The sequence below is a fragment of the Dactylosporangium siamense genome (genome assembly GCF_016862795.1).
GTDB lineage: Bacteria > Actinomycetota > Actinomycetes > Mycobacteriales > Micromonosporaceae > Dactylosporangium > Dactylosporangium siamense.
Map to the genome: position 1 here is coordinate 230,780 of NZ_BONQ01000014.1, position 24,866 is coordinate 255,645.

A 24,866-nucleotide genomic window follows, 5' to 3' on the forward strand; every position below is an offset into this window, starting at 1 on the left:
ACCACACCCCTTCCGTCCGTGTCGCTGTCGTGCTCACGACGAACGGTGGGACCTCAGATCGACAGGGTCCCGCTCGGAACTTTCGCAGCCTCGTTGATCACGAGCGCCTCGATGCCCCGCAGGTGCGCCTCGACCGCGGCGGCCGGCAGCACCGTCGTGTCCGCGAACAGCGTCAGGTCCATGCTGCCGGGCACCGCGTTGACGTGCAGGAAGTAGCGGGCACCGTAGTGCTCGACCCGCTCCCAGCGCAGGGTCGTCGCCGGCAGCAGCGCCTCGATCGCGGCGGGCGACACGTCCCCGCCGGCGGCGACCGGGGTCTGCGCGTCGAACCGGCGGTCGTTGAACGACACCGACAGGTCGACCTCGCCACCGCGCGCGGTGCCGACGCCGGCGACGAGCTCGTCGAGGTCGGCCGGGTCGTACTGGGCATGCAGGTACGCCTGCAGCGACGCCCGCATCGCGTCCTGGATGACCGCCGGCAGGTCCCCCGCGCCGGCGTCCACCACGCACAGGCCGTCCTGCGACGCGGGGCCGACCGAGCCGGCGAGCCCGGGCCGGAACCGGTTGCTGACGATCACCTGCAGCACCGCCAGCCGCGTGTCGGTCTGCCGGGCCAGCTGCACGGCGGCGGCGGCGAGGATGACGGCCGAGGTGCTGACCTGCTCCCGGCCGGCGAGCGCGGCGACGGCGAGGTCACCGGCGGGCGAGCTCAGCGTCGCGGACCAGAACGGCGGCTCGCCCGCCGCCGGCGCCACAGGATCCGGGAACCGTTGCAACGGCACGGTTTCCAGGTGCCGCCGCCAGTACCGCAGCGCCTTGGCGCTCTGCCGCCGGCCGGCCGGGGACTGCTGGTGCTGGGCCTGGTCGTAGGGCTGCCGGTCCGACGACTCCGCGAGGGGCTCGCCGCGCAGGCCCAGCACGACGTCGCGGACGAGGGCGGTCAGCCCGCCGCGGTCGGTGACCAGGTGGCAGATGCCGAACACGGCGTGGGTGACGACGTCGCCGACCCGCACCGCGCCGACCCGCAGCGGCCACTCGTGCGGGTAGTCGTACGCGGGTTCCGTCAGCCGCGCCTGCAGCGCCTTCGCCGCCGCCGTGGCGGTTTCGGCGGTCGCGTCGACGACCTGGACCTCGATCGTGCCGGCCGCGGCGAGGACCTGCCGCGGCGCGCCGTCGGCGTCGACGCGGACCCTGGTGCGCAACGACTCGTGCCGTTCCACCACCGCCCGGACGGTGCCGGTGATCCGCGCCAGCGGTGTCCCGGACGAGATGCCCTCGCCCTCCAGATCGGTGACCCAGCTCATGTTGAGCACCGCGTCGTCGGGGACCATCCGCTGGATCGCCCGCCAGATCGCGACCTGACCCCAGCTCAGCGCGCAGTCCCCGCCCCGGCTGCCACTGAACTCCACCACGACCGCTGCCGTCATCGTTGGAATTCAAGCCACACGCTTCAACAGCTGTCAATATGTGGCCATCCACACCATGACTGTCCTGGTTGAATGGCGCGGTGAGCAGAGACTGGGTCCACTGGCATCAGGAGTACGACACGCCGGGCTCCTCACTCGACCGCCGGCTCGAGGTCGTGCGGCGCGAGCTCCGCAAGGCGCTGGGCACCTCCCCCGCCGAGCCCGACGGCACGCGGCGGGTCATCAGCATCTGCGCCGGCGAGGGCCGCGACGTGCTGCCGGTGATCGCCGAACACGACCGCCGGGTGCACGCGCTGCTCATCGAGCTCGACCCGGTGTTGGCGCGGCGGGCCGGCGAGACGGCCGATGACCTGGGCCTGTCCCGGGTCGAGGTCCGCACCGCCGACGCCGGCGAGGCCGACGCCTATCTCGACGTGCCGCCCGCGCACGTCCTGCTGGCCTGCGGGGTCTTCGGCAACATCAGCGCCGCCGACGTCCGGCGCACCATCGCCGCGCTGCCCACCCTGCTCGTCCCGGGCGGCATCGTGATCTGGACCCGCGCCCGCGGCGACAACGGAACCGAGCCGGCGCAGGAGATCCGGGCACTGTTCGCCGAGCACGGCTTCACCGAGCTGTCCTTCACCGCCCCCGACGACGCCCGCTTCCGGGTCGGCATGCACCGGCTCGCCGGCGCGGCACGACACGGCGCGCTCAGCGGACGTCTGTTCACCTTTTGACCCGTTTTCATGTGGTACGGGTGAGCCGCCGCCCGGTGAAACGAGCGACCGTGGTCGCATGACGGTGAAGGACCTGGCCACCCTGACGCCGAGCGGCTACCCGGCGGTGTCCCTGCTGATGCCGACGCACAGGACCCCGCCCGACAACCAGCAGGATCCGATCCGGCTGCGGAACCTCCTCACGGAGACCCGCCGCCGCCTCGAGGCGGACGAGAGCGTGCCCGCCGACGTCGCCGCCGCGGTGTACGACGAGATCGCCGAGGCCGCCGCGCACGTCGACCTGCGGCAGGTGGGTGAGGGGCTGGCGCTGTTCGCCTCGCCCGGGCAGGTGCACGTCCGCCTGCTGGAGACCCCGGTCCACGAACGGGTCGTCGTGGCCGACACGTACGAGATCCGCGACGTCGTCGCCGACGCGGCCCGCCGCCACCGGTACTGGGCGCTGGTGCTGTCCGAACAGCCGACCCGGCTGTGGAGCGGCGACGGCAGCACCCTCGTCGAGGTGACCACGCACGGCTTCCCCTTCACCCACGAGGGTCCGGGCGGCACCCAGGGGCTGCCCCGCGACTACGGCCAGAACCCCAGCGCCCACCGCGACGAACGGCACCGCCAGTTCTTCCGCGACATCGTCACCGGCCTCACCCAGGTCGACGCCCTCGACACCCGGCCGGTCTTCGTGCTCGGCGTCGAGCGCTACCTGGCCTTCTTCAGCGCCGAATGGACCGCGGCGATCGCCGGCACGGTCCCCGGCAACTACGACCACTCCGGCCCGCACGACCTGCACCGCATCCTGGCCCCGCACCTCGCCGCGTATCAGGCGTTCGAGCAGATCGCCGCCCTGGAACACCTCGACGTGGCCCGCGGCGCGAACCGTTACGCCGCCGGCCTGCCCGAGGTGTGGCAACTGGCCCGCCAGGGCCGCGGCGCGCACCTGCTGGTCGAGGAGGACTACCACAGCGCCGCCTGGATCCACGACGACCACCTGCACCCCGCCGAGCAGCAGCCGACCAGCGCCCCGGCCGGCACCCTCGTCGACGACGCCGTCGACGACGTGGTCGAGCTGGTCGCCCGCCAGGGCGGCGACGTCACCTTCGTCGGCGACGGCAGCCTCGCCACGGACGGCAGGGTCGCCCTGATCCTGCGCTACTGACCGCCCTCCGCGCCGACCGACCCGCGGCGGCGCGGCACTACAGGCGGAGCTGGGCGACGAAGGCGGCGGCGGACTCGAGGTCGGCGCGGCGGTCGGCGAAGTGGCCGATGAAGGCGAGCTGGAAGCACGCGCCGAGGAGCAGGCCGGCGATCGCCTCCAGGTCGGCGTCCTGGGCGATGCGGCCGAGGCGCTGCTCGGCGCGCAGGTAGTCGACCAGGCCGTCGTTGGCGCGGTGGGGGCCGAGGTTCTGGGCGCGGAGCCGGTCGCGGTGGGCGTTGAGGATCGCCGGGTCGGAGAAGATCGAGGCGAACATCGGGAAGCCGTCGCGGTAGAAGCCGATCGCGACGGTGGCGAGCTCGGTGAGGGTGTCCCGGACGGTGCCGGTGCCGGCCCGGTCGGACAGGGTCAGCAGCATCGGGATGAACTGCGGGCCGCGCTCGTGCAGGACCGCCACCATCAGCTCGACCTTGTCGCGGAAGTGCTTGTAGAGCGTGGCCTCCGAGTAGCCGGCGGCGCGGGCGATCTCCTTGGTGGTGGAGTTGGCCAACCCCTTGGTCCGCAGCACCAGAGCGGCGGCGTCCAGGATCACCTCACGCGTGGCCAAGCCGGCTCCCTTGACAAGTTAGTGAACACTCACCCACCATCATAGTGGTTAGTAAGTGCTCACTCACCATCAGGGGGGACGTCATGAAACTCACCGTGTTCGGGGCGACGGGCGGGATCGGGCGGCAGCTGGTCGAGCAGGGGCTGCGGCTGGGGCACGAGATGACCGCGGTGGTCCGGCGCGACCACGACGTGCCGGGTGCGACGGTGGTCCGCGCGACGCTGGACGACACGGCGGCCCTCGAAGGCGCGGTCGCCGGCAGGGACGCCGTCCTCAGCGCGCTCGGCCAGCGCAAGGGCGGCCCCGCCACCGTGCAGGCGGAGGGCGCCCGGGCCGCGGTCGCCGCGATGCGGGCAACGGGCGTGCGGCGCATCGTGTCGGTCGACGCGGCGGGGCGGGTCGCCGACCACGGCGACAGCCTGCTCATGCGCGCGGTGGCGAAGCCGCTGCTGCAGCGACTCCTGAAGGAAGGCTTCGACGATCTCGCCGAGGCGGAGCGGGTCCTGCGGGCCAGCGGCCTGGACTGGACGCTGATCAGCCCGCCCCGGCTCACCGACGGCGGCCACCGTCCATACCGGACGGTCGTCGATCGCAACGTCCACGGTGGACGGACGCTGTCCCGGGCCGACGTCGCCGACGCGATGCTGAAGTCCGTCCCCGACGCCACCCACATCCACCGCCGCGTCAACATCGCCTACTGAAACACCGTGATCCCGAAGACTTCGAGCACCGCGGCCCGGATCCGACGGGCACGGATCCGGGCCGGACGACTCGCGGCCACCCCAAGGAGGCAAGGCGGCCTCGAGCGTCACCGCATGCCCGGGAAGTCCCTCGTCAACCCGGGCATTCCCGGTGCGGTCAGCTCACCCCGAGGCTGCCGAAGTCCACCATGCCGTAGTACTGGCTGATGAAGACGTTGGTGAGCCGCGGGTTGCGGTAGTTGAGCGCCTTGTCGACGGTGAACGGCACCAGCACCGACTCGTCCATGACGATCTTGTTGACCTGGCCCCAGATCTCGGCGGACTTCTTCGGGTCCGACTCGGCCCTGGCCTGGTCGATGAGCTTGTTGACCTCGGGGTTGTCGAGCTCCTCGAAGTTCTGGTTGCCGCTGGGCAGGATCAGGCGGCCGTCGACCAGCACCTGGAGGAAGCCCGCCGGGGTCGGGAAGTCGGCGCCCCAGCCGGCCATCATCAGGCCGTAACCCTTGCTGTGGGTGTTGGACGGCGCGCCGATGATGGACCGGAAGTACAGCGAGGCGTCACTCGGGTCGAGGCGGGCGTTGATGCCGATGCTCTTCAGCGCGGCCTGCAGCGCCTCGGCCGTCTTCGGCTCCTTGCCGGAGTTCCGGGTGGCGAGGACCGTGTCGAAGCCGTCCTTCTTGCCGCACAGGGCCAGCTCCTCCTTGGCCTTGTCGATCTGCGGCTTGCCCGACTTGGTGTTCAGCGGGTCGAGGTTCGGGTCGTGGCCGGCGATGGTCGGCGGGATCATGTTGGTGGCGATCTCGCCGCCGGCATCGGGGCCGCCGCGGGCCGTCTGCAGCGTGATCTTGTCGGTGGCGTACACCACGGCCTTGCGGCAGTGGATGTTGTCGAACGGCGCGACCTTCGTGTTGATGGCGAAGTAGCGCAGGAAGCCGGTGGTCGGCGCGTCCGCGTACTTCTTCACCTCGGGGTTGAGCAGGATCTTCGGCTGCGCACCCTGCTGGACACCGGTCTGCGCGAGGTTGAGGTCGACGTCGCCGGCGATCAGCTGGTTGTCGATCTCCTCGACGGCGGTGCCGAAGACGACCTCGATGCGGTCCGGCAGCGCCTTGCGGATCGGGTCGGTCTTCGGGTCCCACTGGTCGTTGCGGACCAGGACGGCCTTCTTGCCCTCGTCGTAGGTCTCGAACTTGTACGGCCCGGAGGAGACCGGGTGGTTCGCGTACTGCTCGCCGGTGTCCTTCGCCTTCGGCACGGGGCCGGCGCCCGGCATCGCGAGCAGGTAGGTGAAGTCGCTCAGCGGCTCCTTGAGCGTGAACACGATGGTCTTGTCGTCGGGCGTCTGCACCGACTTGAGGCCCAGCTTCTCGGGGTCGGCGTCCTTGTACGGCCCCGGGTACTTCTGGCCCTGGTCGAGCACGTCGATGAGGTAGCTCGGGCCGCCGGACAGCACGTCGGAGGCGAAGACCCGCTCGATGCCATACTTGACGTCCTTGGACGTGATGGGCGAGCCGTCCTCGAACTTCAGCCCGTTGCGCAGGGTGAAGGTGTACTTCTTGCCACCGTCCTCGATCTTCGGCAGGTCCGTGGCCATGTCGGGCGTGAGGACCAGACCGTCGGCGCCGGGCTTGGCCTGGTTGGTCACCAGCGTGCGGACGTAGTAGCCCTTCATGAAGTTCCAGATGTTCGCGTAGTACGCGCGCACCGGGTCGTAGGAGTCGGGGTTGTCGTGGTTGGTGAGCTTGAGCGTGCCGCCCTTCTTGTCCGAAGGGTTGACCACACCGGTGATTGCCGCGTTGAACCCGCTGACACCTTTCTGCGTGTTGTCCTTGCTGCTATTGTTGCTGCTTGAGCCGCTGCCACAGGCGGACAGCACAAGCGTCGCGGTGACCGCTCCGGCCACCAGCGCACCTGTTCTGATATTCACGTGTGTTGAACCTTCCCGGATGCCACGACTGTGCGGTCGTGGAGGGTGTTTCGGCACACGGGCAGCACGCATCGCCAGGCGTCCACGATGGACCCTCTACTGTGGACAGGCGCGGGCATGCACCGCGCCCACCGTGTGGGTCGTCGAGTCGTCTGTACGGGGCTACGAAGCTGCTCGCATGACGGCGATGTGCGTCGCCGTTCATTGAGCAAAGACCTCGGGCACCGCGATGCGGTTGCGACGGTTCAGGTCACGCTTCGATTAAGGGCCGGATCGGTCACTCAATCGAGCGACGCGATGTTGTCCGACTCCGCGGGGTCCGGGTCCTCGACGGCGAGAAACGCGGCGAGGACCTCGACCGCGACGTCGGGCGCGAGCCGTTTGAGGCTCATCGCCAGGACGTTGGCGTCGTTCCAGAGCCGGGCGCCACGGGCGATCCACGGGTCCCAGGCGAGCGCGGCACGCACGCCCGGCACCTTGTTCGCGGCGATCGCCGTGCCGGTGCCCGTCCAGCACATCACGACGCCGAGGTCGGCCCGGCCGTCGACGACGGCACGGCCGACGGCGGTGCCGAGGTCCGGCCAGGGCGTGCCGGGCGCGCCGACGTCCAGCACCTCATGTTGCTCGGTGAGGTGCCGGACGACGGCTGCGGTGGTCTCGTTGGAGTCGTCTGCCGCGAACGCGATACGCACGCATTCACCGTAACGCGTTCGCGTGCAACCAAACTACGGCCTCAGTCGTCCCAGTCGCTCCCGGACGACGACGAAGCCTTCAGGGTCTTCATCAGCCCCTTGGCGATGAAGGTGAAGTCCGTGCGGACCTTGTCCGCGGTGAGCGTGGTGCCGGTCGGGGTGGTGAGGTTGAGGCTGATGTAGAGGTTGTCGTCGTAGAAGTCGAGCTCGTACATGAGGGCGTTGTTCTGGTTGGTGCTCATTGAGAACGCCGCGGCACCGATGCCGCCGATCGTCGCCACGGTCGCACCGGCGCTCGTGGCGTTGTCGGCGATCTTCTTCACCGCGTCGTAGTGCTCGCGTGCGTCCGACTTCGAGGACGTCACATCGATCGCGACGGTCAGCGTGCCGTCCGAGGGAAGGGTGACGACGCAGGAACTGTAGGTCCGGCCGAACGCGTTGGTGTCCTTGGTCTTCGTGCCGGTGGGGATGCCCCACGCGCCCGAGCCGTCCGCTTCGTTCACGGTGGCGCAGACGTCGGCGGGCTTGGCATAGGTGTTGGTGTCAGCAAAGAAGTACAGGGCCACGCCGCCGCCGCAACACAGCAGCAGCAGCGAGCCCGCGATGATTCCGAGGATGAGAAAGACTTTCTTCACGCGGTGATGCTGGTGCCCGGTTCACCGAAGATCAGTCGCATACCGGCCAATGTCATCAATCGGGCGCGCGACGGTAGCGGCGCGCAGCCGCTGGGTGAGCGCGACGCACACCAGGACCGCGACCGCGGCGGCGATCGCGACCGGCGGGACTGACTCGTGCAGCAGCAGCGCCGACCAGGCGAGGGTCAGGACCGGCTGGGAGAGCTGGAGCTGCCCGATCTTCGCGACACCACCCCGGGCGAGGCCCCCGTACCAGGCGAAGAAGCCGAGGAACATCGAGATCAAGGTCACGTAGGTGAAGCCGGTCCAGGCCGCCGCGGACGCGTGCGGCGGCCGGTGCGCGACGGAGACCACCGTCACCGCGACCGTCACGGGCAGGGACAGGACCAGGGCCCAGCAGATGGTGCGGGCGCCGCCGAGGTCGCGGGCGAGCGCGCCGCCTTCGGCGTAGCCGAGGCCGCACAGGGCGACGGCGGCGAGCAGGAACAGGTCGGCGGGCCCGACGGACCCGTGCACCGCGCCGCTGGCGACGAGGAACACCAGGACCGCGGTGAGCCCGGCGCCACCGGCGATCCAGAACGCCGGCGACGGTCGCTCGCCGCTGCGCAGGACGGCGAATCCGGCGGTGATGGCGGGCAGCAGCGCGATGACCACGGCACCGTGCGACGCGGTGCTCGTGACGAGGGCGAGGGACGTGAAGAGCGGGAAGCCGACGACCACGCCGAGCGCGACGACCGCGAGCCGCCGCCACTGCGCCGGCGTGGGGCGGGGCGCGCGGGTCACGGCGAGGTACGCCAGCGCGAGCAGACCGGCGCCGACGGCGCGGCCGAACGCGACGAACCAGGGGTCGAGGTCGCCGACGGCGACCCGGGTGGCCGGCAGCGACATGCTGAACGACAGGACCCCCAGCAGGCCCAGGACCACGCCTGTTATCGCCTTCGGCGCAGTAACGCTATTCTTCTCTCTCATGAATGACGATAACGCAGCGGCCCGCGTTATCCAAGATCTCCGGGCGGCGGCCAGCGTGGCGGCACCGGGATCGCGGCTGCCGACGGTCCGCGAGCTCAGCGCCCGCCATCAGGCCTCGCCGGTGACCGTGACCCGGGCGATCCGCACGCTGACCGCCGAGGGGGTCCTGGACGCGCAGCCCGGCCGCGGCACGTTCGTCCAGCGCCGGGCGCCCGCCGCCGGGCCGCAGGATCTCAGCTGGCAGTCGATCGCGCTCGGCGCCCGGCCGGCCGGCGAGGACGCGATGCAGGCGCTGCTCGCCGTCCCCCGGCCCGGCATGATCCCGCTGTCCAGCGGCTACCTCGAGCCGGACCTGCAGCCGGTCGCGGTGCTCGGCGCGGCGCTCGCCCGCGCCGCCCGCCAGCCCGCCTCGTGGGGGCGCGGGCCGGTCGAGGGGCGCGAGGACCTGCGGGCCTGGTTCGCCCGCACGGCCGGCGGTGCGCTGCGGGCCGAGGACATGACCGTCTGCCCCGGCGGGCAGTCGGCGCTGTCGACCGCGTTCCGGGCACTGTGCGCGCCCGGCGACCCGATCCTGGTGGAGGCACCGACCTATCTCGGCGCGCTCGCCGCCGCCCGCGCCGCCGGGCTCCGGGTCGTGCCGGTGCCCACCGACGCCGAGGGCGTGCGCCCGGACCTGCTGCGGGCCGCGTTCCAGCGCACCGGCGCCCGGCTGTTCTACTGCCAGCCACTGTATGCGAACCCGCACGGCGCGACCCTGTCCGCGGCCCGCCGGCCGGAGGTGATGGCGGCGGTCCGGGCCGCGGGCGCGTTCCTGCTGGAGGACGACTACGCCAGGGACCTGGCGATCGACGGCGATCCCCCGCGCCCCCTCGTCGCCGACGACCCGCACGGGCACGTGGTGTATCTGCGCTCGCTCACGAAGTCCGCCGCGCCGGGGCTGCGGGTCGCGGCGATCGGGGCCCGTGGGGCGGCCGGGGCCCGGTTGCGCGCGGCGCGGGTCCTCGACGACTTCTTCGTCTCCGGCCCGTTGCAGCAGGCGGCCCTGGATCTGGTGACGTCGCCGGCCTGGCCCCGGCACCTGAAGTCGTTGCGGACCGCGTTGCGGGCCCGCCGCGAAGCGCTGGTGAAAGCGCTGGCGGTGGACGTACCGACGCTGCGGTTGGCTCTGGTTCCTGCGGGAGGGCTGCACGTGTGGGGTCGGCTGCCCGAGGGCGTCGACGACGTCGCCGTGACCAACGCGGCGGCGGCACTGCAGGTGGTGGTGTTTCCCGGCCGGCCGTGGTTCGCGGCGGAGCCCGACGGCGCGTATCTGCGGCTGACGTTCGCCGCCGCGGCGCCGGAGCAGTTGCGGGAGGGGGTCCGCAGATTGAAGGGGGCCGCCGGATGAACCGACGGCCCCCCTCGTTGCACGGTGTTACGGGTTGATCGTGATGACGAGCAGGGTCGGGTTCAGGTTCCTGACGTCGATGAAGTTGTTCGACAGCGTCAGGTGGTTGAACGTGACCGCGCCTCGCGCCGGGCCCTGGCCCGCCTCGGGGAGCTCGTTGGCCCAGATCGCGTAGCCGGACTTCGCGTCGTATGCGTCACCGGAGCGCTGGGCGCCGGAGATGCTCACGTTCGTGAAGATGGTGTCCGTGATCGGGTTCTGCGGGGAGCTGCCGACATAGTTCGTCTGGAACATGATGCCGGAGTAGGTCGGGTCGATGATGTCCACGTCGTTGACCCGGATGCCCTGGAACACCTTGGATGCCGAGAACACCCAGATCGCGCCGAACACCTGGTTGCCCCAGAAGTGGCCACCGGAACGGACGACCGAGATGTTCGAGAACTGGGTGGGCGGGCTGGCCCCGAAACCGTTCATCGGGTAACCGAAGTCGAGCGAGCTGATGGTGATGCCGCTGTAGACCAGGGTGTCGGCGATGTAGATGTTCCGGAACGTGTTCGCGTAGCCGCCGTAGACCGCGAGCCCGGCGGCACGCCAGGTCAGGGTCGTGGACAGGTTCTCGTAGACGTTGTCCTTCTCGTCGGAGCCGCCGGCGTCGATCGCCGAGAACAGCGCGAAGCTGTCGTCACCGGTCGAGCGCGCGTCGTTGTTGGTCACCAGGTTGTTGGTGCTGCCGTTGGTCATGTTGATGCCGTCGGCGAAGGTGTCCCGGATCCGCGAGTTCTTGATCGTCATGAAGTCCGTGTTGGCACCCCAGTACATGCAGACCATGTGCTCGGTCCAGATGTTGTCGATCGTGATGTTGGCGACGTTGGCGAAGTCGAAGACCTTGCCGGGTCCGTCGTTGCGGATGATGTAGTTACCGAAGTAGGCGAAGCCGGAGAACGTGGAGCCGCCGGCGGCCGCCTCGGCCCGGAAGCCGACGTCGGTGTTGTCCTGCGTGGACGGTGCGTAGAACCGGGTGAACCACGGGCCGGCGCCGATGACCTTGATCGCCTTGCCGTAGACCTGGAACTTGCTGGCCGTCTGGTAGTCACCGGTCGGCAGGTAGACACCGAGGGCGGTGCTGCTCTGCCGGGCCTGGTCCAGGGCGTTCTGCACGTCCTGGTGGGTGAAGCCGGCCGGGACGATGTACTTCGTCGGGTCCGGGTTCGGGATGACCGTGGCCTGCTCGAGGTTGATGAAGTCGACCGCGATCGGACCGGTGTTGGCGGCGTCCTTCTGCAGCTTGATCGTGGCGCCCGCCGCGACCGTGGTGCCGAGGAGCACGTTGGCCTCGTCGTAGATGTGGCGCGGGCCGGTGCCGGAGTTCTGCGGCGCCGTCTCGTTGCCGTACAGCCACGCGTACTTCGACGTCAGCGGGATGTTCTTGAGCAGCGTGCCGTTGACGTAGATGTTGAGCGTGGTGGTGGTGTTGTCCGGGATCGAGAACCGCACGACGAGCGTGTTGGTCTGCGCCTTGGTGGTCCACTGGACGTAGTTGCCGGTGCTGTTCAGGTTGACGGCCTTGCGGCCGGAGGCCTCACCGGCGATGTCGCCGACGGTGCGGTTCGGGCCGACGACCTGCGCGCCGCCGCCGACAGTGCCGTCCTCGGCCTCGTACATGTCGTAGGGCATGTTCGCGCCGCGGCCGACGAAGAACGACGTCGTGCTCGTGTTGTTCGCCTGCTTGACCGACAGCTCGTTGGTGTCCGCGGCGATCACCGTGGTCACCGTGTACTTGCCGTTGGCCGCCGTCCAGGTGCCCAGGTTGACCGGGGCGCTGGTGGCGCCGGCGTTGATCACGCCGGTGTAGGAGCCGGTCAGCGTCTTGACGGTCGCGCCGCTGGTGGCGTCCTTCAGGGTCACCGTGATGCCGTGCGCGCCGCCGGCCGAGGCCTGCGTGCCCTGGTTCTTGATGGCGACGGTGAAGGTGACGGTGTTGCCGGCCGACGGGTTGCTCGGCGACCAGCCCGACGGCGAGGCGATCAGGTCGGACGTCTGCACCGGCGCGACGGTGAACGCGGAGCCGGTGAAGGTGTTGTTCGCGTCGTCCTGCTCGACGACCGTGTTGCTCTCGTCGACCTTCGCGATCGGCGTGTAGGAGCCCGCGTCGCGGGCGCCGATGCTGGCGGTCACGTTGGCGGTCGCGCCGGCGGCGAGCGCGCCGACGTTGGCCGTGCCGACGAGCGTGGTGCCGAAGTAGAACTTGACGTTCGTCGCCGCCGAACCCGCGGTGCCCTGGTTCTTCACCACGGCGGTGAGGCTGAGCGCGTCGGTCTCGATCGGGTTGGCCGGCGAGCTGGAGATGCCGGTGACGACGAGGTCCGGGTTCGGCGCCGCGACGCCGAAGACCTGGAACTCGGCGATCTGGCCGGACGGTGCGCCGGTGTTGGAGTTGATCTTCAGCTGGACGTCCGCGACGCGGGCGGTCAGCGTGATGTCCACGCTGTTGCCGGTGGCCGGGTCGAAGCGGTAGTCCCGGGCCGGCACCAGGCTGGTGAGGCCGGACGCGCTCTGCTCACGGCCGAGGACCTCGATGTTCTGGGTCCGGGCCCCCCACGCGGTGCTGGGGTCGAGCTTCAGCGTGATCTTGCTGATGTCGGCGTTCGCACCCAGGTTGGAGGTCAGGGTGGCCGGGAAGCCGCCCGCACCCTCCCAGTAGGTGGTGACGCTGTTGTCCACGGCGTTGGCCGGGATGAACGTGAAGATCGAGCCGTTGGCCGTGACCGGCTTGTTCACCGAGAGGTTGGTGCCGGCCGGCGGGTTGCCGGTGCCGGTGCGGGTGACGGTGTTGCTCGCCGCAGAGTTGTTGCCGGCCGCGTCGACCGCCTTCACCTGGTAGGCCACCGTCGCCGTGTCGGGCTGGTTGTCGGTGTACGTCAGCAGCGTGCCGGCCACGTTCGCCCGGTAGGAGCCGTTGGCGTAGATGTCGTAGCGGGCGATGCTGCCGCTGTTGTCGGTCGACGCGGACCAGGTCAGCTTGATCTGGCCGCTGGCCGGCTGGGTGTAGGCCAGGTTCGACGGGGCGGTCGGCGCCTGCGTGTCCGGCGTGGTGCCGGTGCGGGTGACCGTGTTGCTGCTCGGCGACTGGTTGCCGGCCGCGTCGCGGGCCTTCACGAAGTACTGCACCGTGGCCGTGTCCGGCTGCGCGTCGGTGTAGGTCAGGATGTTGCCCGCGACGCTGGTGCGCAGCACGCCGTTGGCGTAGACGTCGTAGCCCGCGATCGAGCCGCTGTTGTCCGTGGAGGCGTTCCAGGTCAGCTTGATCTGGCCGCTGGCCGGCTGGGTCAGCGCGAGGCTCCCGGGCGCGGTCGGCGCCTGGGTGTCACCGGTCGACGGGCCGTAGACCTCGAGCTCGGACAGCTGCGCGGCGGTCCAGCCCGTGTTGGCCGAGATGCTCACCCGGATGTAGCGGGTGGTCAGCTGGGTGAACGGGATGGTCACCGTGTTGCCGGTGCCCTGGTTGAACTCGTACTGCGCGGAGCCCAGGATGTTGGTGAACGAGCTGCCGGTGGTGCTGCCCTGCAGGGTCAGCGTCTGGCTGCGGGTGCCCCAGTTGGTGGGCAGCTTCAGCACGACGGAGCTGACCGGCACGGCCGAGCCGAGGTCGACCTGCACCCACTGCGGCAGCGCGCCGCTGCTCTCCCAGTAGGAGGCCTGGTTGCCGTCGCCGGCGTTCGCGGCCGTGTAGGCGGCGTTGGTGCTGCTGGAGGAGAACGTCTTGCCGGCGGCCAGGTTGGTGCTCGACGACGCGACGCCGTAGATCTCGAACTCGGAGATCTGCGCGGCGGGCCAGCCGGTGTTGGCGGTGAAGTTCAGCCGCACGTACCGGGTGTTGGCCGCGGTGAAGTTGATGGTGACGGTGTTCTGCTGGGCCGGGTTGAAGCTGTACCCGAGCGACCCGGCGATCGTGCTGAACGAGCTGCCGTCCGTGCTCCCCGTCACCGACAGGGTCTGCTGCCGCGTCGCCCAGGCGGTGTCGTTGGGCAGCTTCAGCTTGACCTGGTCGATGTTCTTGGCGCTGCCCAGGTCGATCTGTGCCCACTGCGGGAAGGCGTTGTTGGCGCTCTCCCAGTAGGTGGCCTGGTTGCCGTCGTTGATGTTGCCGATGCCGTTGGCGCCGTTGGTGCTGCTCGACGTGGCGGGTCGGCCGCTGGCGAGGTTGGGTCCACCGGCGGCTTCCGCCGGCAGAATCTGAGCCGTAACCGCGACCAGGGCTGCCACGGCGAACGCCGAGAGCACCCTTCGCGTCACGTGCCTCTTACTCATGGCGATCCTTTTGTTCAGTGACGTTCCAGGGACGGGGTGTGCGGTGCGGGAGTTGGCGGCTCCGCGAGGGACCGCGGGGTTGGCGGTCGGGATCCCTCGTGCAGTGGTGGTGCGGTGTGGCACGCGTGACCCGTTGGCGGTGAGGTCACGGCGTGAGTTGCGGAGAGTGGCGAGAGTCTGCCGTCAGCTTGTTGGAATCTTGCATAGCGTTGGCCCAAATGTTGCAGACTTGCTACCGAGAAGTCAACGGTTGTCACTGGAATCGGCAGCGAGGGGTTCTGTGGCATCGCGTGGGGTTCTTGCGTTGGATCGTGGGCACCTCGACACGGGTGTTGAAATGAGTTTCGAAACGTTCTGGATTCGTTGCCCGGGGGGCTGGTGTTGCTGGGATGTTTCGTGGTTGATTCGTCGGACTGACAGACGAATGGGCTGCGTCGATAGTGCCCGGCCCGCGCGGGCCACCCGGCCTTCGCGGGCCACCCGGCCTTCGCGGGCCACTCGACCTTCGCAGGCCACTCGATTGGAGTCTCCGATGGTGAGCAAGGAGAGGGCCGGCGCCGGTTCCGTCGACGAGCCCACGGACCAGCTCGCCCTGCGCCGGGCCAACCTGAGCCGGACCCTGCGGCACATCCGCACCAACGGGCCCCGCTCCCGGGCCGCGATCGCCGCCGCGACCGGCCTGCACAAGGCGACGGTGTCGAGCCTCGTCGACGAGCTGCTCAGCCGGCGCCTGGTCCGCGAGATCGGCACCGAGCACTCCGGCGCGGCCGGGCGTCCCGGCCGCGGCATCGCGCTGTCGCCCGACGTCGGCGCGGTCGGCATCGAGATCAACGTCGACTACCTCGCCGTGCACGGCAGCGACCTCACCGGCCGCACGGTCATCGAGAAGCGGGTCAGCTTCGACGCCAAGGGCCGCGACGTCGAGCGCTGCCTCGACGACCTCACCCAGGCCGCCCAGCGGACCCTCGCCGAGCTGGTCCGCCGCGGCGTGACCCCGGTCGGGCTGACCGTCGCCGTGCCGGGCCTCGTCGACGTGGCCCGCGGCGTGGTCGTGCTCGCCCCCAACCTCGGCTGGCGCGACGTGCCCGTCGCCACCCGGCTCGCCCACGGCCTCGACCCCGACCTGTGGATCGGCGTGGACAACGACGCCAACCTGGCCGCCCTGGCCGAGTACACCTGGGGCGTCGCCGCCGGCACCGACGACCTCGTCTACCTGACCGGCGAGGTCGGCGTGGGCGGCGGGGTGATCGTCAACGGCCGCCTCCTGCGCGGCGCCGACGGCTTCTCCGGCGAGGTCGGGCACCTGCCGCTCGACCCGGGCGGCGACCTCTGCGGCTGCGGCCGGATCGGCTGCTGGGAGACCAAGGTCGGCCTCGCGGAGCTGGTCCGCCGGGCCACCCCGGACGCCGCCTACGGCCTGGAGCAGGGCCCGATCCCGGACCCCGAGGAGCGGGTCGCGGAGGTGCTGCGCCGGCTCGGCCGCGGTGACAAGGCGGTGGCCGCGGCGGTCGCCGAGGTCGGCCGCTGGCTCGGCCACGGCGGCGCGATCCTGGTCAACCTGTTCAACCCGCGGGTGATCGTGCTCGGCGGCTACTTCGCCGAGCTCGCCGACCACCTGATCCCCTCGGCGCAGGCCAACCTGGCCCGCCTGGCGGTCGCCAGCACCGCCGCCCGCTGCCACTTCGTCGCGTCGCACCTCGGCTTCACCGCTGCCGCCCGCGGCGGCGCCGGCGTCGTGGTCGAGCGCATGATCGAGGATCCGACCGCGGTGTCCCTCGCGCCCGCGCCTACGCTGGCGGCCGCACGCTGATGGTGAAGTCCCGCAGCTCGTAGCTGGAAATATCCGGTTTCATCGCGACCCGCGGCGGTTTGACCATCCGCAGGCCGTCGATCGCGAACAGCTTGCTGAGGAAGATGTCGGCCTCCTGGATCGCCACGTAGGCGCCCGGGCACTTGTGCGGCCCGTCGCCGAACGCCAGCCCCGGCCCTTCCACGCCGGTCTCCAGGTTGGCCGTGCTGACGTCGACGTCGACCAACCGGCCCGACGGAATCCCGTCGCCGAGCGCCTCCGTCGTGCGCCGCTTGAGGTTGCCGACCACGGGCTCCAGCCGGAGCAACTCGTGCAGGAGCAGCACTCTCGTGGTCTCATCGCCGCCGGTGTACCGCTGGCGAAGCGCGTCATCGGTGAACAGATGCCACGCGACGACGTTGACGAACTCCCGGGTCGTCACCATGCCGGCCGCGGCGAACGTCAGGCACTCCCCCAGGATCTCCCCGTCGCGGCAACCCTCGTCGATCAGGTGCGAGATGAGGTCGTCGCGTCGCTGCCTGCGCCTGGCCTTGACCGCGGGACGCACGTCGGCGAGGTAGATGCCGAGGAACTGGAAGTTCTGCTTGAGCACCCAGAAGATGCCGTGGAGGCTCGTGAACCCCGGCTTGCCGAACTTCTCCGGGAAGAACCTGTCCAGGCGCTTGTCCAGGCCCGGGCGGCTCTCCGTCAGGCCGATCACCGCCGACACGACCTCGATCGCCATCCGGAAGCTGAGCTTGGCGAGGTCCACCGTCGGCTCGGACCGCAGGTGCGCGAGCTGCTCGTCGGCGACCCGCTCCATCAGCTCGCGGTAGTGCTCGTCGACCCGTCTCGGCGTGAAGTACCTGGCCGTCTGCCGGCGGTGCTCCCGGTGCTCCTCGCCGTCGCGATACAGCACCGGGCGGCGGATGCTCGGCGGCAGCTTCTCCACCGTCTCCACGCCGAGGCCCGCCTGCACCGTGCCGGTGCTGCGCAGCACCTCCCTGGCCTGCGCATATCCGGTGACCCGCACCGCCATGCCGTCGGGCTCGTAGCTGCGATCGATCTTCCTGCTACTCATGGTGACCCATACGATACGGGTTTGCCGGTTCGGCGTGTTGCTCGTACGTGTGTTCGAAATGCGGTGTAGGCTTGATCGCATGATGGAGCTCGCGTATCAGCCCTCGATGCTGGACACGGTCATGCCCGCCGTGGGGCCGCTCGCCGGCGGAATGGTGCGCCACGAGCTCAGCCGCGGCGCCTGGGTCGACCACCTCCCCGGCTGGGTCCTCGGCTCCGACGCGATCCTTTCCGTGTTGCTGGAAGAGGTCGACTGGCGCGCCGAGCGCCGCAAGATGTATGACGGCGTCGTCGACGTCCCCCGCCTCCTCCGCTGGTATGGCGAACGCGACGAGCTGCCACACCCGCTGCTCACCGAGGCCCGCCGCGACCTGACCCGGCACTACGTCGAGGAGCTCGGTGAGCCCTTCGTCACCGCGGGCATGTGCCTCTACCGCGACGGCCGCGACAGCGTCGCCTGGCACGGTGACACCATCGGCCGCGGCGCCCGCTTCGACACGATGGTCGCGATCGTCTCGTTCGGCTCCCCACGATCCCTGCTGCTGCGCCCCCGCGGTGGTGGCGACAGCATCCGCTTCCCGCTCGGCCACGGCGACCTCGTCGTCATGGGCGGCTCCTGCCAGCGCACCTGGGAGCACTCCATCCCGAAGACCGCCCGCCCTGTGGGCCCTCGCGTCAGCGTGCAGTTCCGCCCCACCGGCGTCGCCTGATCGGGTTCGATCCCTCGACGGATGCGGGACGGCCGCGCAACCCGTATCGTGAGACCGGCTCGGATATTGAGAAGGTGAGCCACATGAACCAGGGCGATCGTTTCGCGGTGTTCCCGGAGTTGCACATCACGGTCGACCCCCTCCCGAACCAGGCCATCAAGGTCAGGGTGGCCGGCGAGGTCACCCTGGAGAACGTGGCCCAACTGCGCACCGTCCTGCACCGGGCCATTGACGACGTCCGCGCCACCGCGGTCGAGGTCGACCTGAGCCTGGTGGCGTTCATCGACTCGACGGGCATCGGCAAGCTGGTCAGCGCCCGGGCCCACGCCCGGTCCAACAACAGCGACCTGTGGATCGTGAACCCCAGCCCGGGGGTGCGACGGGTGCTGAACCTGCTCGGGCTGATGGAGGTGCTCGGCGCCCCGGACGCCACGGGCACGGCCGCCTGACCGCTGACTGCGGGTTGGCGCAGGGATTCCGCCGACGCATCGTCCGGCGCCTTACGACGTTCGTCGCTCTTGCCGGGTGGTCGCGCGGGCCGGCGCTCCTTCGATCGCGCATGGGCGTGGAAGGTCGCTGGTTGGGGTTCGCGTAGGGATTCCGACCAGACCTTCAAATATATGCACGTTCGCGCAAGGGGACTTCGGGGTTCCCGCCCGGCCGCTGGCGCGTCCGTGCGACAGGGTGGCGTGGTCCCGGTCCTGATCCCAAGCCAGGCCCGCACTCACACGATCCAGCACCGTCGAGGTCATCATTCGGTGGTGCCACACCGCCGTTGGGACCAAGACCCTCGCGAGATCACCGTCATCATGAAGACCGGACGGTCGCGGCGGTTACATCCAGCGGGAGCCCAGCCACATCCTGGACAGCCATTCAGCGTTGGTGATGTCCACAGCGGCGTAGATCGGATAGAAGTAGGCGAAGCACACCGCGACCAGCGTCACGTACGTCCCGGCGACGATCGCACCGATCAGGCGGCGGTCGCTGGTCGGGTTCACGTGGCGGGGCGGGCCGATGATGGCGCCGAGGACGTACACGACGGCGAGGATCAGGAACGGCTCGGCGGGCAGCGCGTAGAAGGCGAACATCGTGCGGTGCGACGGCATGGACTGGAACCACGGGAGGATGCCGGCGAGGGCGCACGCCATGATGAGCCAGGCGCGGCCGTCGCGGCGGGCGATCGCGAGCCAGCCCAGCGCGATCAGCGCCGGCAGGAACGACCACCACAGGACCGGGGTGCCGAGCATCAGGACCTGCGAGACGCAGCTGGTCGCGTCGCAGGGGCCGTCGGTGTTGACGTACATGCTGACGGGGCGGCCGAGCAGCAGCCACATCCACGGCCACGACTGGTAGGGGTGCTTCTCGTGGAGCGTGGTGTGGAAGCCGTAGGCCTCCTGGTGGTAGTGCCACAGGTTGACCAGCGGGTCGATCAGGCGGTCGTGCGGGAGGCCGTTGGCCTGCGCGTACCAGTGGCGGAAGTAGCCGTCGTCGGAGGCGAACCAGCCGGTCCAGGTGGCGAGGTAGGTCACGAGGATCAGGGCGCCGAAGACGAGCACCCACCGGCCGTCGCTCGCGATCGCGGTGTGGAGGGGGTGGCGGGCGCCGGCGGTACGGCGGGCGCTGGCCTCGAAGACGACGGTCAGGGCGGCGAAGAGCAGGATGTACCACAGGGCGCTCCACTTGACGCCGGCGGCGAGGCCGAGGGAGACGGCGCAGGCCAGGCGATACCAGGGGATGCCGAGCCGGGGGTGGTCGGGGTCGCCGCCGGTCTCCAGCAGCCTGAGCCACTGGGCGCGGCGGTGTTCGCGGTCCAGGACCAGGAAGTAGAACGCGACCACGATCCAGAACATCAGGAAGATGTCCAGCAACGCCGCCCGCGACAGCACGAAATGCATGCCGTCCAGCGACATCAACAACCCCGCCGTCGCCGCCAGCAACGTCGAACGGAACAACCGCCGCGCCGCCAGGACGATCAGCAGGATCGACACCACCCCGACCGTGACCGCCGCGATCCGCCACCCGAACGAGTTGTACCCGAAGATCTGCTCGCCGAGCCCGATCATCCACTTCCCCAGCGGCGGATGCACCACATACTGCGGGGTGCTGTCCTCCGGGTTCCACTCCACCCCGTGCTGCAACAGGTCCCACGCCTCGTTCGCGTAGTAGACCTCGTCGAAGATCGTCTCCTTCGGATGCGACAGATTCACCATCCGCAGCAGCAGACCGATCCCCGTGACCAGGATCGCCGCCAACCAGAACCCCGGCGTGGCGGGTGCGGGCCGGGCGAGCCGGCGACGGACCACGTCGGCGACCGGGGACGGCACGGTCTGGGCATCCGAGGTCATCCGGTGATCGTAGGGGTGCGGCCCGTCCGGGCGGGGACCCGACCTACGAAAAACCCGACCTACGGAGAGCCGGCCAGTCGGATCTGGACGTTCTCATAGCCGGACGGCGGCGGCACGTAGCCCGGCGGCGGGACGTAGGGGTGCAGCCGGACGCCTGGACGCGCTTCGCGGAAGCGGGCCAGGGCCGTGTCGGTCACCGCCGTGCGCCGCAGGTCGAGCACGGCCAGGTCGAGCCGGTCGAGCGCGGGGATGATCGCGTCGGTGACGGGGGTACCGCTCAGGTCGAGGAACCGCAGCCCCGCGACGCCCTCCAGGAGCCGCTCCACGTCCCGGTCGGTGCCGCGGGCGAGGTGCAGGTCCAGGCTGTCCAGCTCGTCGACCTGAGCGGACCCGGCGAGCTCGCCGGCGGTGATCCGCAGGCCCCGCACGGACGCGGGCACGGCACCGTGCGGCGGGAGGATGGCCGGCGCGTGCAGCCGGAGGACCCGCAGCTTCGGGAAGCGGGCGAAGATCGAGAGGTCCCCGAGCGTCCACATCCCGTGTTCGAGGATCTCCAGGTTCGGCAGGGCCGGCAGGGTGGTGTCGAGGTCGCCGGTCATGAGGGTCAGCGACCGCACCACGTCGGGCCGGGTCGCCAGCCGGCGCAGGTCGGCGGCGTCCCAGCACTCGGCGACCGCGCGGAGGTTGAACGGGACCTCGTCACGGCCGAACCCCATCGTCGGCCCGCCCACGTTGAACGGTGGCAGCTCCACCGGGCCCTGCGGGGACGGGTCGAATCGGCCGCAGCAGACGAGCTCGACGACCGTCGCATCGCCGGTCTCGTCGACGACCGCGACGTTGATCCACTGCGGGACGCGGCCGTCGCGCCACAGCTCGGCCAGGGCCGTCTCCGCGTCGCACCGGTGCAGCGCCACCGCCCGCTCGACCGAGCTGTCCTGCGGGTAGCGCACCTCGCTCGGCGCCGGCGGGTTGCCGTCGTAGGACTGGTTGAGCCGCACCCGGAACAGCAGCGGCGCCGGGAGCGGCTCGATCACCATCGGCAGCGCGATCTCCCGCGCGGCCGCCGCCGACGCCGCGAACCGGGCGGCGAACTCGTCGCGATCCACGCCGTCGAATCTACTTGAGGTGCCCCGCGGTGAGGCCGGACTGGACCTGGCGCTGGAAGACGAGGTACAGGATGAGCACGGGCAGCATCGCGATCGCCATACCGGCGAACAGGGCGCTGTAGTCGCCGGCGTACCCCTGGTTGATGGTGAGCGCGGTCAGCCCCTGGGTGAGGACCCATTTCCTCTCCGCGCCCTGGCCCTGCATGAGCACGATCGGCAGCACGTACTGGTTCCAGTGCCCGAGCAGGTTGAAGATGCCGACGCTGATCAGGCCGGGACGGGCCATCGGCAGCATGATCCGGAAGAAGAGGCCCCAGTGGGAGCAGCCGTCCACCATCGCCGCCTCGGCGACCTCCGACGGCAGCGTGCGGAAGAACGCGGTGAGGAAGAAGACGGTGAACGGCAGGGAGTACGCCGTGTAGACCAGGATCAGGCCGAGGTGGGTGGAGAGCAGGCCGAGGTTCTTCACCACGAAGAACAGCGGGACCAGCGCCAGGAAGACCGGGAACATCATGCCGCCGACGAACACGAAGTAGATCGTCCGGCTGAACTTGAAGGTGTACCGGGCCAGCACGTAGGCGGCCATCGCGCCGAGCAGCATCGTGAGCACCAGCGCGCCGGAGACGACGACTGCGGTGTTGAGGAAGTACCGGCCGATGTTCGCCTCGGTCCAGGCACGGACCCAGTTGTCGAACCGCAGCTTCGCCGGCAGGCTCCACGCGCTGGTGAGGATCTCCCGGTCGTCCTTGAACGAGCTGACCAACGCCCACACGAGCGGGAACGTGGTCAGCACCGCCCACCCGACGAGGAAGGTGTGGGAGAAGGCGTTGACGACGCCGAAGCGCCCCCGTGGCGCTCGACGTCGCATGTCGGGCCTCACAGTTCGATCCGGTCACGGCGGGTCATGCGCAGCGACACGACCGCGATGGACAGCGTCAGGAAGAACATCGCGACCCCGATCGCGGAGGCGTAACCGAACTTGGACTCGTTCATGGCGTCGCCGTAGAGGCGCAGCCCGATGACGTCGGAGCTGTTGCCCGGCCCGCCCTCGGTGATGATCTGCACGATGGCGAAGGCGTCGATCGCCAGGATCGCCAGGTACACCCACGCCACCTGGATCGTGTCCCACAGCAGCGGCACCGTGATCTTGCGCAGGGTCTCGCCGCGTTCGGCGCCGTCCAGCAGCGCCGCCTCGTAGATCTCCCTGGGGATCGACTGCATGGCGGCGTTGAACAGCACGACGTAGAAGCCGACGTTGCTCCACACCATGACGGCCAGGACACACCAGAACGCCAGGTCGGGATCGCCGAGCCAGGGTTTGGCCAGGCCGTCCAGCCCGATCCCGCGGAGGAAGCCGTTCAGCATGCCGCTGCGCGGGGCGTACACCTCCTTCCACAGCACGCCGATGATCGCCACCGACAGCACCTGGGGGAAGAAGTAGACGATGCGGTAGAAGGCGGCGCCACGGACGCCGCGGACGCCCGCCTTCCCGGACTGGCCGCCGACGCTGAGCATCGACGCGAAGAACAACGCCAGCACGATCGTGATGATCGGCAGTGCCACGAGGATGATGGCGTTGTTCTTCAGCGCGTTCCACACGTAGTGGTCGTGCAGGAGCCGGGTGAAGTTCTCCGGCCCCACGTATTCGTACGTCGGCGACAGGCCCCGCCAGTTGGTCAGCGAGATCTGGAACGCCTGCAGGTACGGCGAGAGGACGAACACGGCGTACAGCGCCAGCGGCGGTACGAGAAACGTGAAGACGAACAGGCGCCTGCCGTGCCGCATCGATCAGCTCCGCTTGTACTTCGTGATCGACGTGTCCTTGGCGATCTCGTCGGCGCCCTTCTGGCACGCGTCCACGAACTGCTGCGCGTTGATCCGCTTGGTGAACAGGTCCCCGCAGGCCGCGTCGACGAGGTTGCGCTCCAGCTTGCGGTAGAAGGAGTTGTACACCCAGTTGAAGCCCTTGTCGCCGGACGCCTTCAGCGCCTTGGTGACGCTGGTGAGGCCGGGCGGCAGCTCGACACCCTCCTCGGCACCGGCGACGCAGGTCAGGCTCGAGGTCTTCTTCGTGAAGTCCGAGGCGCCCTTCTTCGACAGCATGATGCGCATCAGCTCCATGCCGCCGTTGGCGTTCTTGGCCTTCGCCGGGACGATGTACGGCTCACCCGCCGTGCCCCGCAGCGCCGCGAACGGCAGCTTGTCGCCGGAGGTCAGGCTCGGCGTCGGCGCGATCGCCATCCTGAACGCGGGCGGCGTGACCTTCTTCTGCTCGCTCTCCAGCCATGAGCCGCAGGAGATGAACACGGCCTTGCCCAGCGACCACTCGGTCTGCGACTGGATGTGGTCCAGGCCCTCCGAGCCGGGCAGGATGAAGCCGTCCACGGCCAGCTGCGAGTACGCGTCGGCGGCGGTCTTGATGGCCTCGTGCTTCCACGCGTTGGGTTCGAGGTTGTCGATGGCGAGCAGGATCTCCGGCCCGGCCAGCTTCGCCGCCGCGGACAGGATCGGCCAGCTCATGTAGCGCGGGTGCTTGCCCTGGTACGTCCAGGGCGCGAGGCCGGCCGCCTTGATGGTCTTGCACAGGGCGATCATCTCGTCCCAGGTCTTCGGGTACTGCCAGCCCTTGTCGGCGAGGAGCTTCTCGTCGTACCAGATGCCGTAGGCGGTGTACGCGTAGTTGAGCGAGAACACCTTGCCGTTGTAGGTGCCCGGCAGCAGCGATCCGGGCAGCAGCGTGTCGCGGACCTTCTTGCCCGGCACGTCGAGGCTCGGCGCGTCGAGCAGCGGGGCGAGGTCGGTGAGCGCGTTCTGCGAGACGAGCCCGTTGAAGTCGATCTGCGCCGCGCCGGAGTTGTTGATGAAGTCGGGTGGGCTGCCGTCGACGAACCGTGGCTGCAGCGTCTTGCTGATCTCCGCGGTGGCGGAGTGCTTGATCTCCGCCTTCGGGTACTTCTCCTTGTACATGGCCTCGTGGGCCTTGGCGTAGTCCTCGCCGAAGCCACCGTTGAAGATGACGACCTCGAGCGGGGCGTCGTCCTTGACACCGAGCGGGTTGACGTTGGTCTTGTCGTCCTGCTCGGTCTTGGTGTCCCCGTCGCCGCCGCCCATGGCGCAGGCGCTCAGCGCGGCCGGGGCGGTGGCCAGCAGCCCGGCGGCAGCCGCCGTCTGCAGGACGCCCCTGCGGGTCAACGTGTTCATCCGTCGTGCTCCTTCGTGGGGGTTCGAGGGGGCGCTCGCTGATGACGAGAATGAAGGTTTCCAACGGAAGTTTCAAGAGTCGGAAGATTCCTGCCAACTGGCGGTCCGGCAGCGGCGGCGGG

General features: G+C 69.8%; 20 protein-coding genes. 7 read left to right on the forward strand and 13 right to left on the reverse strand.

Going from position 1 to position 24,866, the window contains the following annotated elements:
- Positions 1-53: 53 nt before the first annotated feature.
- Positions 54-1,427, reverse strand: coding sequence for a condensation domain-containing protein (locus Dsi01nite_RS02895; protein WP_203844405.1), 1,374 nt, complete (start codon positions 1,425-1,427; stop codon positions 54-56).
- 80 nt (positions 1,428-1,507) lie between these two features.
- Between Dsi01nite_RS02895 and Dsi01nite_RS02900 the strand changes: the two genes are divergently transcribed.
- Together Dsi01nite_RS02900 and Dsi01nite_RS02905 are read left to right on the forward strand one after the other, a co-directional pair.
- Positions 1,508-2,143, forward strand: a complete 636-nt coding sequence (locus Dsi01nite_RS02900) for a class I SAM-dependent methyltransferase (protein WP_203844406.1) — start codon at positions 1,508-1,510, stop codon at positions 2,141-2,143.
- A 58-nt stretch (positions 2,144-2,201) separates the two neighbouring features.
- Positions 2,202-3,290 (forward strand): baeRF3 domain-containing protein, encoded by a 1,089-nt coding sequence (locus Dsi01nite_RS02905; protein WP_203844407.1) that lies wholly within the window; start codon positions 2,202-2,204, stop codon positions 3,288-3,290.
- Positions 3,291-3,327: 37 nt separating this feature from the next.
- Here Dsi01nite_RS02905 and Dsi01nite_RS02910 read toward each other — a convergent pair whose 3' ends face one another.
- Complete coding sequence (locus Dsi01nite_RS02910) at positions 3,328-3,894, reverse strand: TetR/AcrR family transcriptional regulator (RefSeq protein WP_203844408.1); 567 nt, start codon at positions 3,892-3,894, stop codon at positions 3,328-3,330.
- 83 nt (positions 3,895-3,977) lie between these two features.
- Here Dsi01nite_RS02910 and Dsi01nite_RS02915 point away from each other — a divergent pair, with 83 nt between their 5' ends.
- Positions 3,978-4,595, forward strand: a complete 618-nt coding sequence (locus tag Dsi01nite_RS02915; protein ID WP_203844409.1) for an NAD(P)-dependent oxidoreductase — start codon at positions 3,978-3,980, stop codon at positions 4,593-4,595.
- Between the two features lie 157 nt (positions 4,596-4,752).
- Here the strand turns inward: Dsi01nite_RS02915 and Dsi01nite_RS02920 are convergent, their stop codons facing one another.
- The 4 genes from Dsi01nite_RS02920 to Dsi01nite_RS02935 form a co-directional block, all read right to left on the reverse strand.
- On the reverse strand, positions 4,753-6,522 hold the full coding sequence (locus Dsi01nite_RS02920) for an ABC transporter substrate-binding protein (protein ID WP_239135637.1): 1,770 nt from the start codon (positions 6,520-6,522) through the stop codon (positions 4,753-4,755).
- Positions 6,523-6,803: 281 nt separating this feature from the next.
- The gene (locus tag Dsi01nite_RS02925) at positions 6,804-7,214 is read right to left on the reverse strand and encodes an RpiB/LacA/LacB family sugar-phosphate isomerase (RefSeq protein ID WP_203844411.1); all 411 of its coding nucleotides are present in this window, start codon (positions 7,212-7,214) and stop codon (positions 6,804-6,806) included.
- Positions 7,215-7,255: 41 nt separating this feature from the next.
- Positions 7,256-7,849, reverse strand: coding sequence for a hypothetical protein (locus Dsi01nite_RS02930; RefSeq protein WP_203844412.1), 594 nt, complete (start codon positions 7,847-7,849; stop codon positions 7,256-7,258).
- A 21-nt stretch (positions 7,850-7,870) separates the two neighbouring features.
- Positions 7,871-8,818 carry a DMT family transporter gene (locus Dsi01nite_RS02935; protein WP_203844413.1) on the reverse strand — a complete coding sequence of 316 codons (948 nt, stop codon included), beginning with the start codon at positions 8,816-8,818 and terminating at the stop codon, positions 7,871-7,873.
- Here Dsi01nite_RS02935 and Dsi01nite_RS02940 point away from each other — a divergent pair.
- On the forward strand, positions 8,817-10,205 hold the full coding sequence (locus Dsi01nite_RS02940; protein ID WP_203844414.1) for an aminotransferase-like domain-containing protein: 1,389 nt from the start codon (positions 8,817-8,819) through the stop codon (positions 10,203-10,205). The two genes, Dsi01nite_RS02935 and Dsi01nite_RS02940, sit on opposite strands and share 2 nt — an antisense overlap.
- 27 nt (positions 10,206-10,232) lie before the next feature.
- Here the strand turns inward: Dsi01nite_RS02940 and Dsi01nite_RS02945 are convergent, their stop codons facing one another.
- Positions 10,233-14,513, reverse strand: coding sequence for a galactose-binding domain-containing protein (locus Dsi01nite_RS02945; RefSeq protein ID WP_203844415.1), 4,281 nt, complete (start codon positions 14,511-14,513; stop codon positions 10,233-10,235).
- Positions 14,514-15,045: 532 nt separating this feature from the next.
- Between Dsi01nite_RS02945 and Dsi01nite_RS02950 the strand changes: the two genes are divergently transcribed.
- Positions 15,046-16,323, forward strand: coding sequence for an ROK family transcriptional regulator (locus tag Dsi01nite_RS02950; protein WP_203844416.1), 1,278 nt, complete (start codon positions 15,046-15,048; stop codon positions 16,321-16,323).
- Here the strand turns inward: Dsi01nite_RS02950 and Dsi01nite_RS02955 are convergent.
- Complete coding sequence (locus tag Dsi01nite_RS02955) at positions 16,301-17,383, reverse strand: cytochrome P450 (RefSeq protein ID WP_203844417.1); 1,083 nt, start codon at positions 17,381-17,383, stop codon at positions 16,301-16,303. The two genes, Dsi01nite_RS02950 and Dsi01nite_RS02955, sit on opposite strands and share 23 nt — an antisense overlap.
- A gap of 82 nt (positions 17,384-17,465) precedes the next feature.
- Between Dsi01nite_RS02955 and Dsi01nite_RS02960 the strand changes: the two genes are divergently transcribed.
- Both Dsi01nite_RS02960 and Dsi01nite_RS02965 read left to right on the forward strand, forming a co-directional pair.
- Positions 17,466-18,092: an alpha-ketoglutarate-dependent dioxygenase AlkB gene (locus tag Dsi01nite_RS02960; protein WP_203844450.1), complete on the forward strand. Its 627-nt coding sequence runs from the start codon at positions 17,466-17,468 to the stop codon at positions 18,090-18,092.
- Positions 18,093-18,175: 83 nt separating this feature from the next.
- Positions 18,176-18,541 (forward strand): STAS domain-containing protein, encoded by a 366-nt coding sequence (locus tag Dsi01nite_RS02965; protein ID WP_203844418.1) that lies wholly within the window; start codon positions 18,176-18,178, stop codon positions 18,539-18,541.
- A 384-nt stretch (positions 18,542-18,925) separates the two neighbouring features.
- On the opposite strand, the gene Dsi01nite_RS02970 is transcribed toward Dsi01nite_RS02965, so the two are convergent.
- From Dsi01nite_RS02970 to ngcE, 5 genes are read right to left on the reverse strand one after another with little or no spacing between them, the layout of a single operon-like run.
- Positions 18,926-20,437 (reverse strand): dolichyl-phosphate-mannose--protein mannosyltransferase, encoded by a 1,512-nt coding sequence (locus tag Dsi01nite_RS02970; RefSeq protein ID WP_203844419.1) that lies wholly within the window; start codon positions 20,435-20,437, stop codon positions 18,926-18,928.
- Positions 20,438-20,496: 59 nt separating this feature from the next.
- The gene (locus Dsi01nite_RS02975) at positions 20,497-21,543 is read right to left on the reverse strand and encodes a leucine-rich repeat domain-containing protein (RefSeq protein WP_203844420.1); all 1,047 of its coding nucleotides are present in this window, start codon (positions 21,541-21,543) and stop codon (positions 20,497-20,499) included.
- A gap of 10 nt (positions 21,544-21,553) precedes the next feature.
- Positions 21,554-22,411: a carbohydrate ABC transporter permease gene (locus Dsi01nite_RS02980; protein ID WP_203844421.1), complete on the reverse strand. Its 858-nt coding sequence runs from the start codon at positions 22,409-22,411 to the stop codon at positions 21,554-21,556.
- An 8-nt stretch (positions 22,412-22,419) separates the two neighbouring features.
- On the reverse strand, positions 22,420-23,328 hold the full coding sequence (locus Dsi01nite_RS02985; RefSeq protein ID WP_203844422.1) for a carbohydrate ABC transporter permease: 909 nt from the start codon (positions 23,326-23,328) through the stop codon (positions 22,420-22,422).
- A gap of 3 nt (positions 23,329-23,331) precedes the next feature.
- On the reverse strand, positions 23,332-24,744 hold the full coding sequence (gene ngcE, locus Dsi01nite_RS02990) for an N-acetylglucosamine/diacetylchitobiose ABC transporter substrate-binding protein (protein ID WP_239135638.1): 1,413 nt from the start codon (positions 24,742-24,744) through the stop codon (positions 23,332-23,334).
- Positions 24,745-24,866 lie beyond the last annotated feature (122 nt).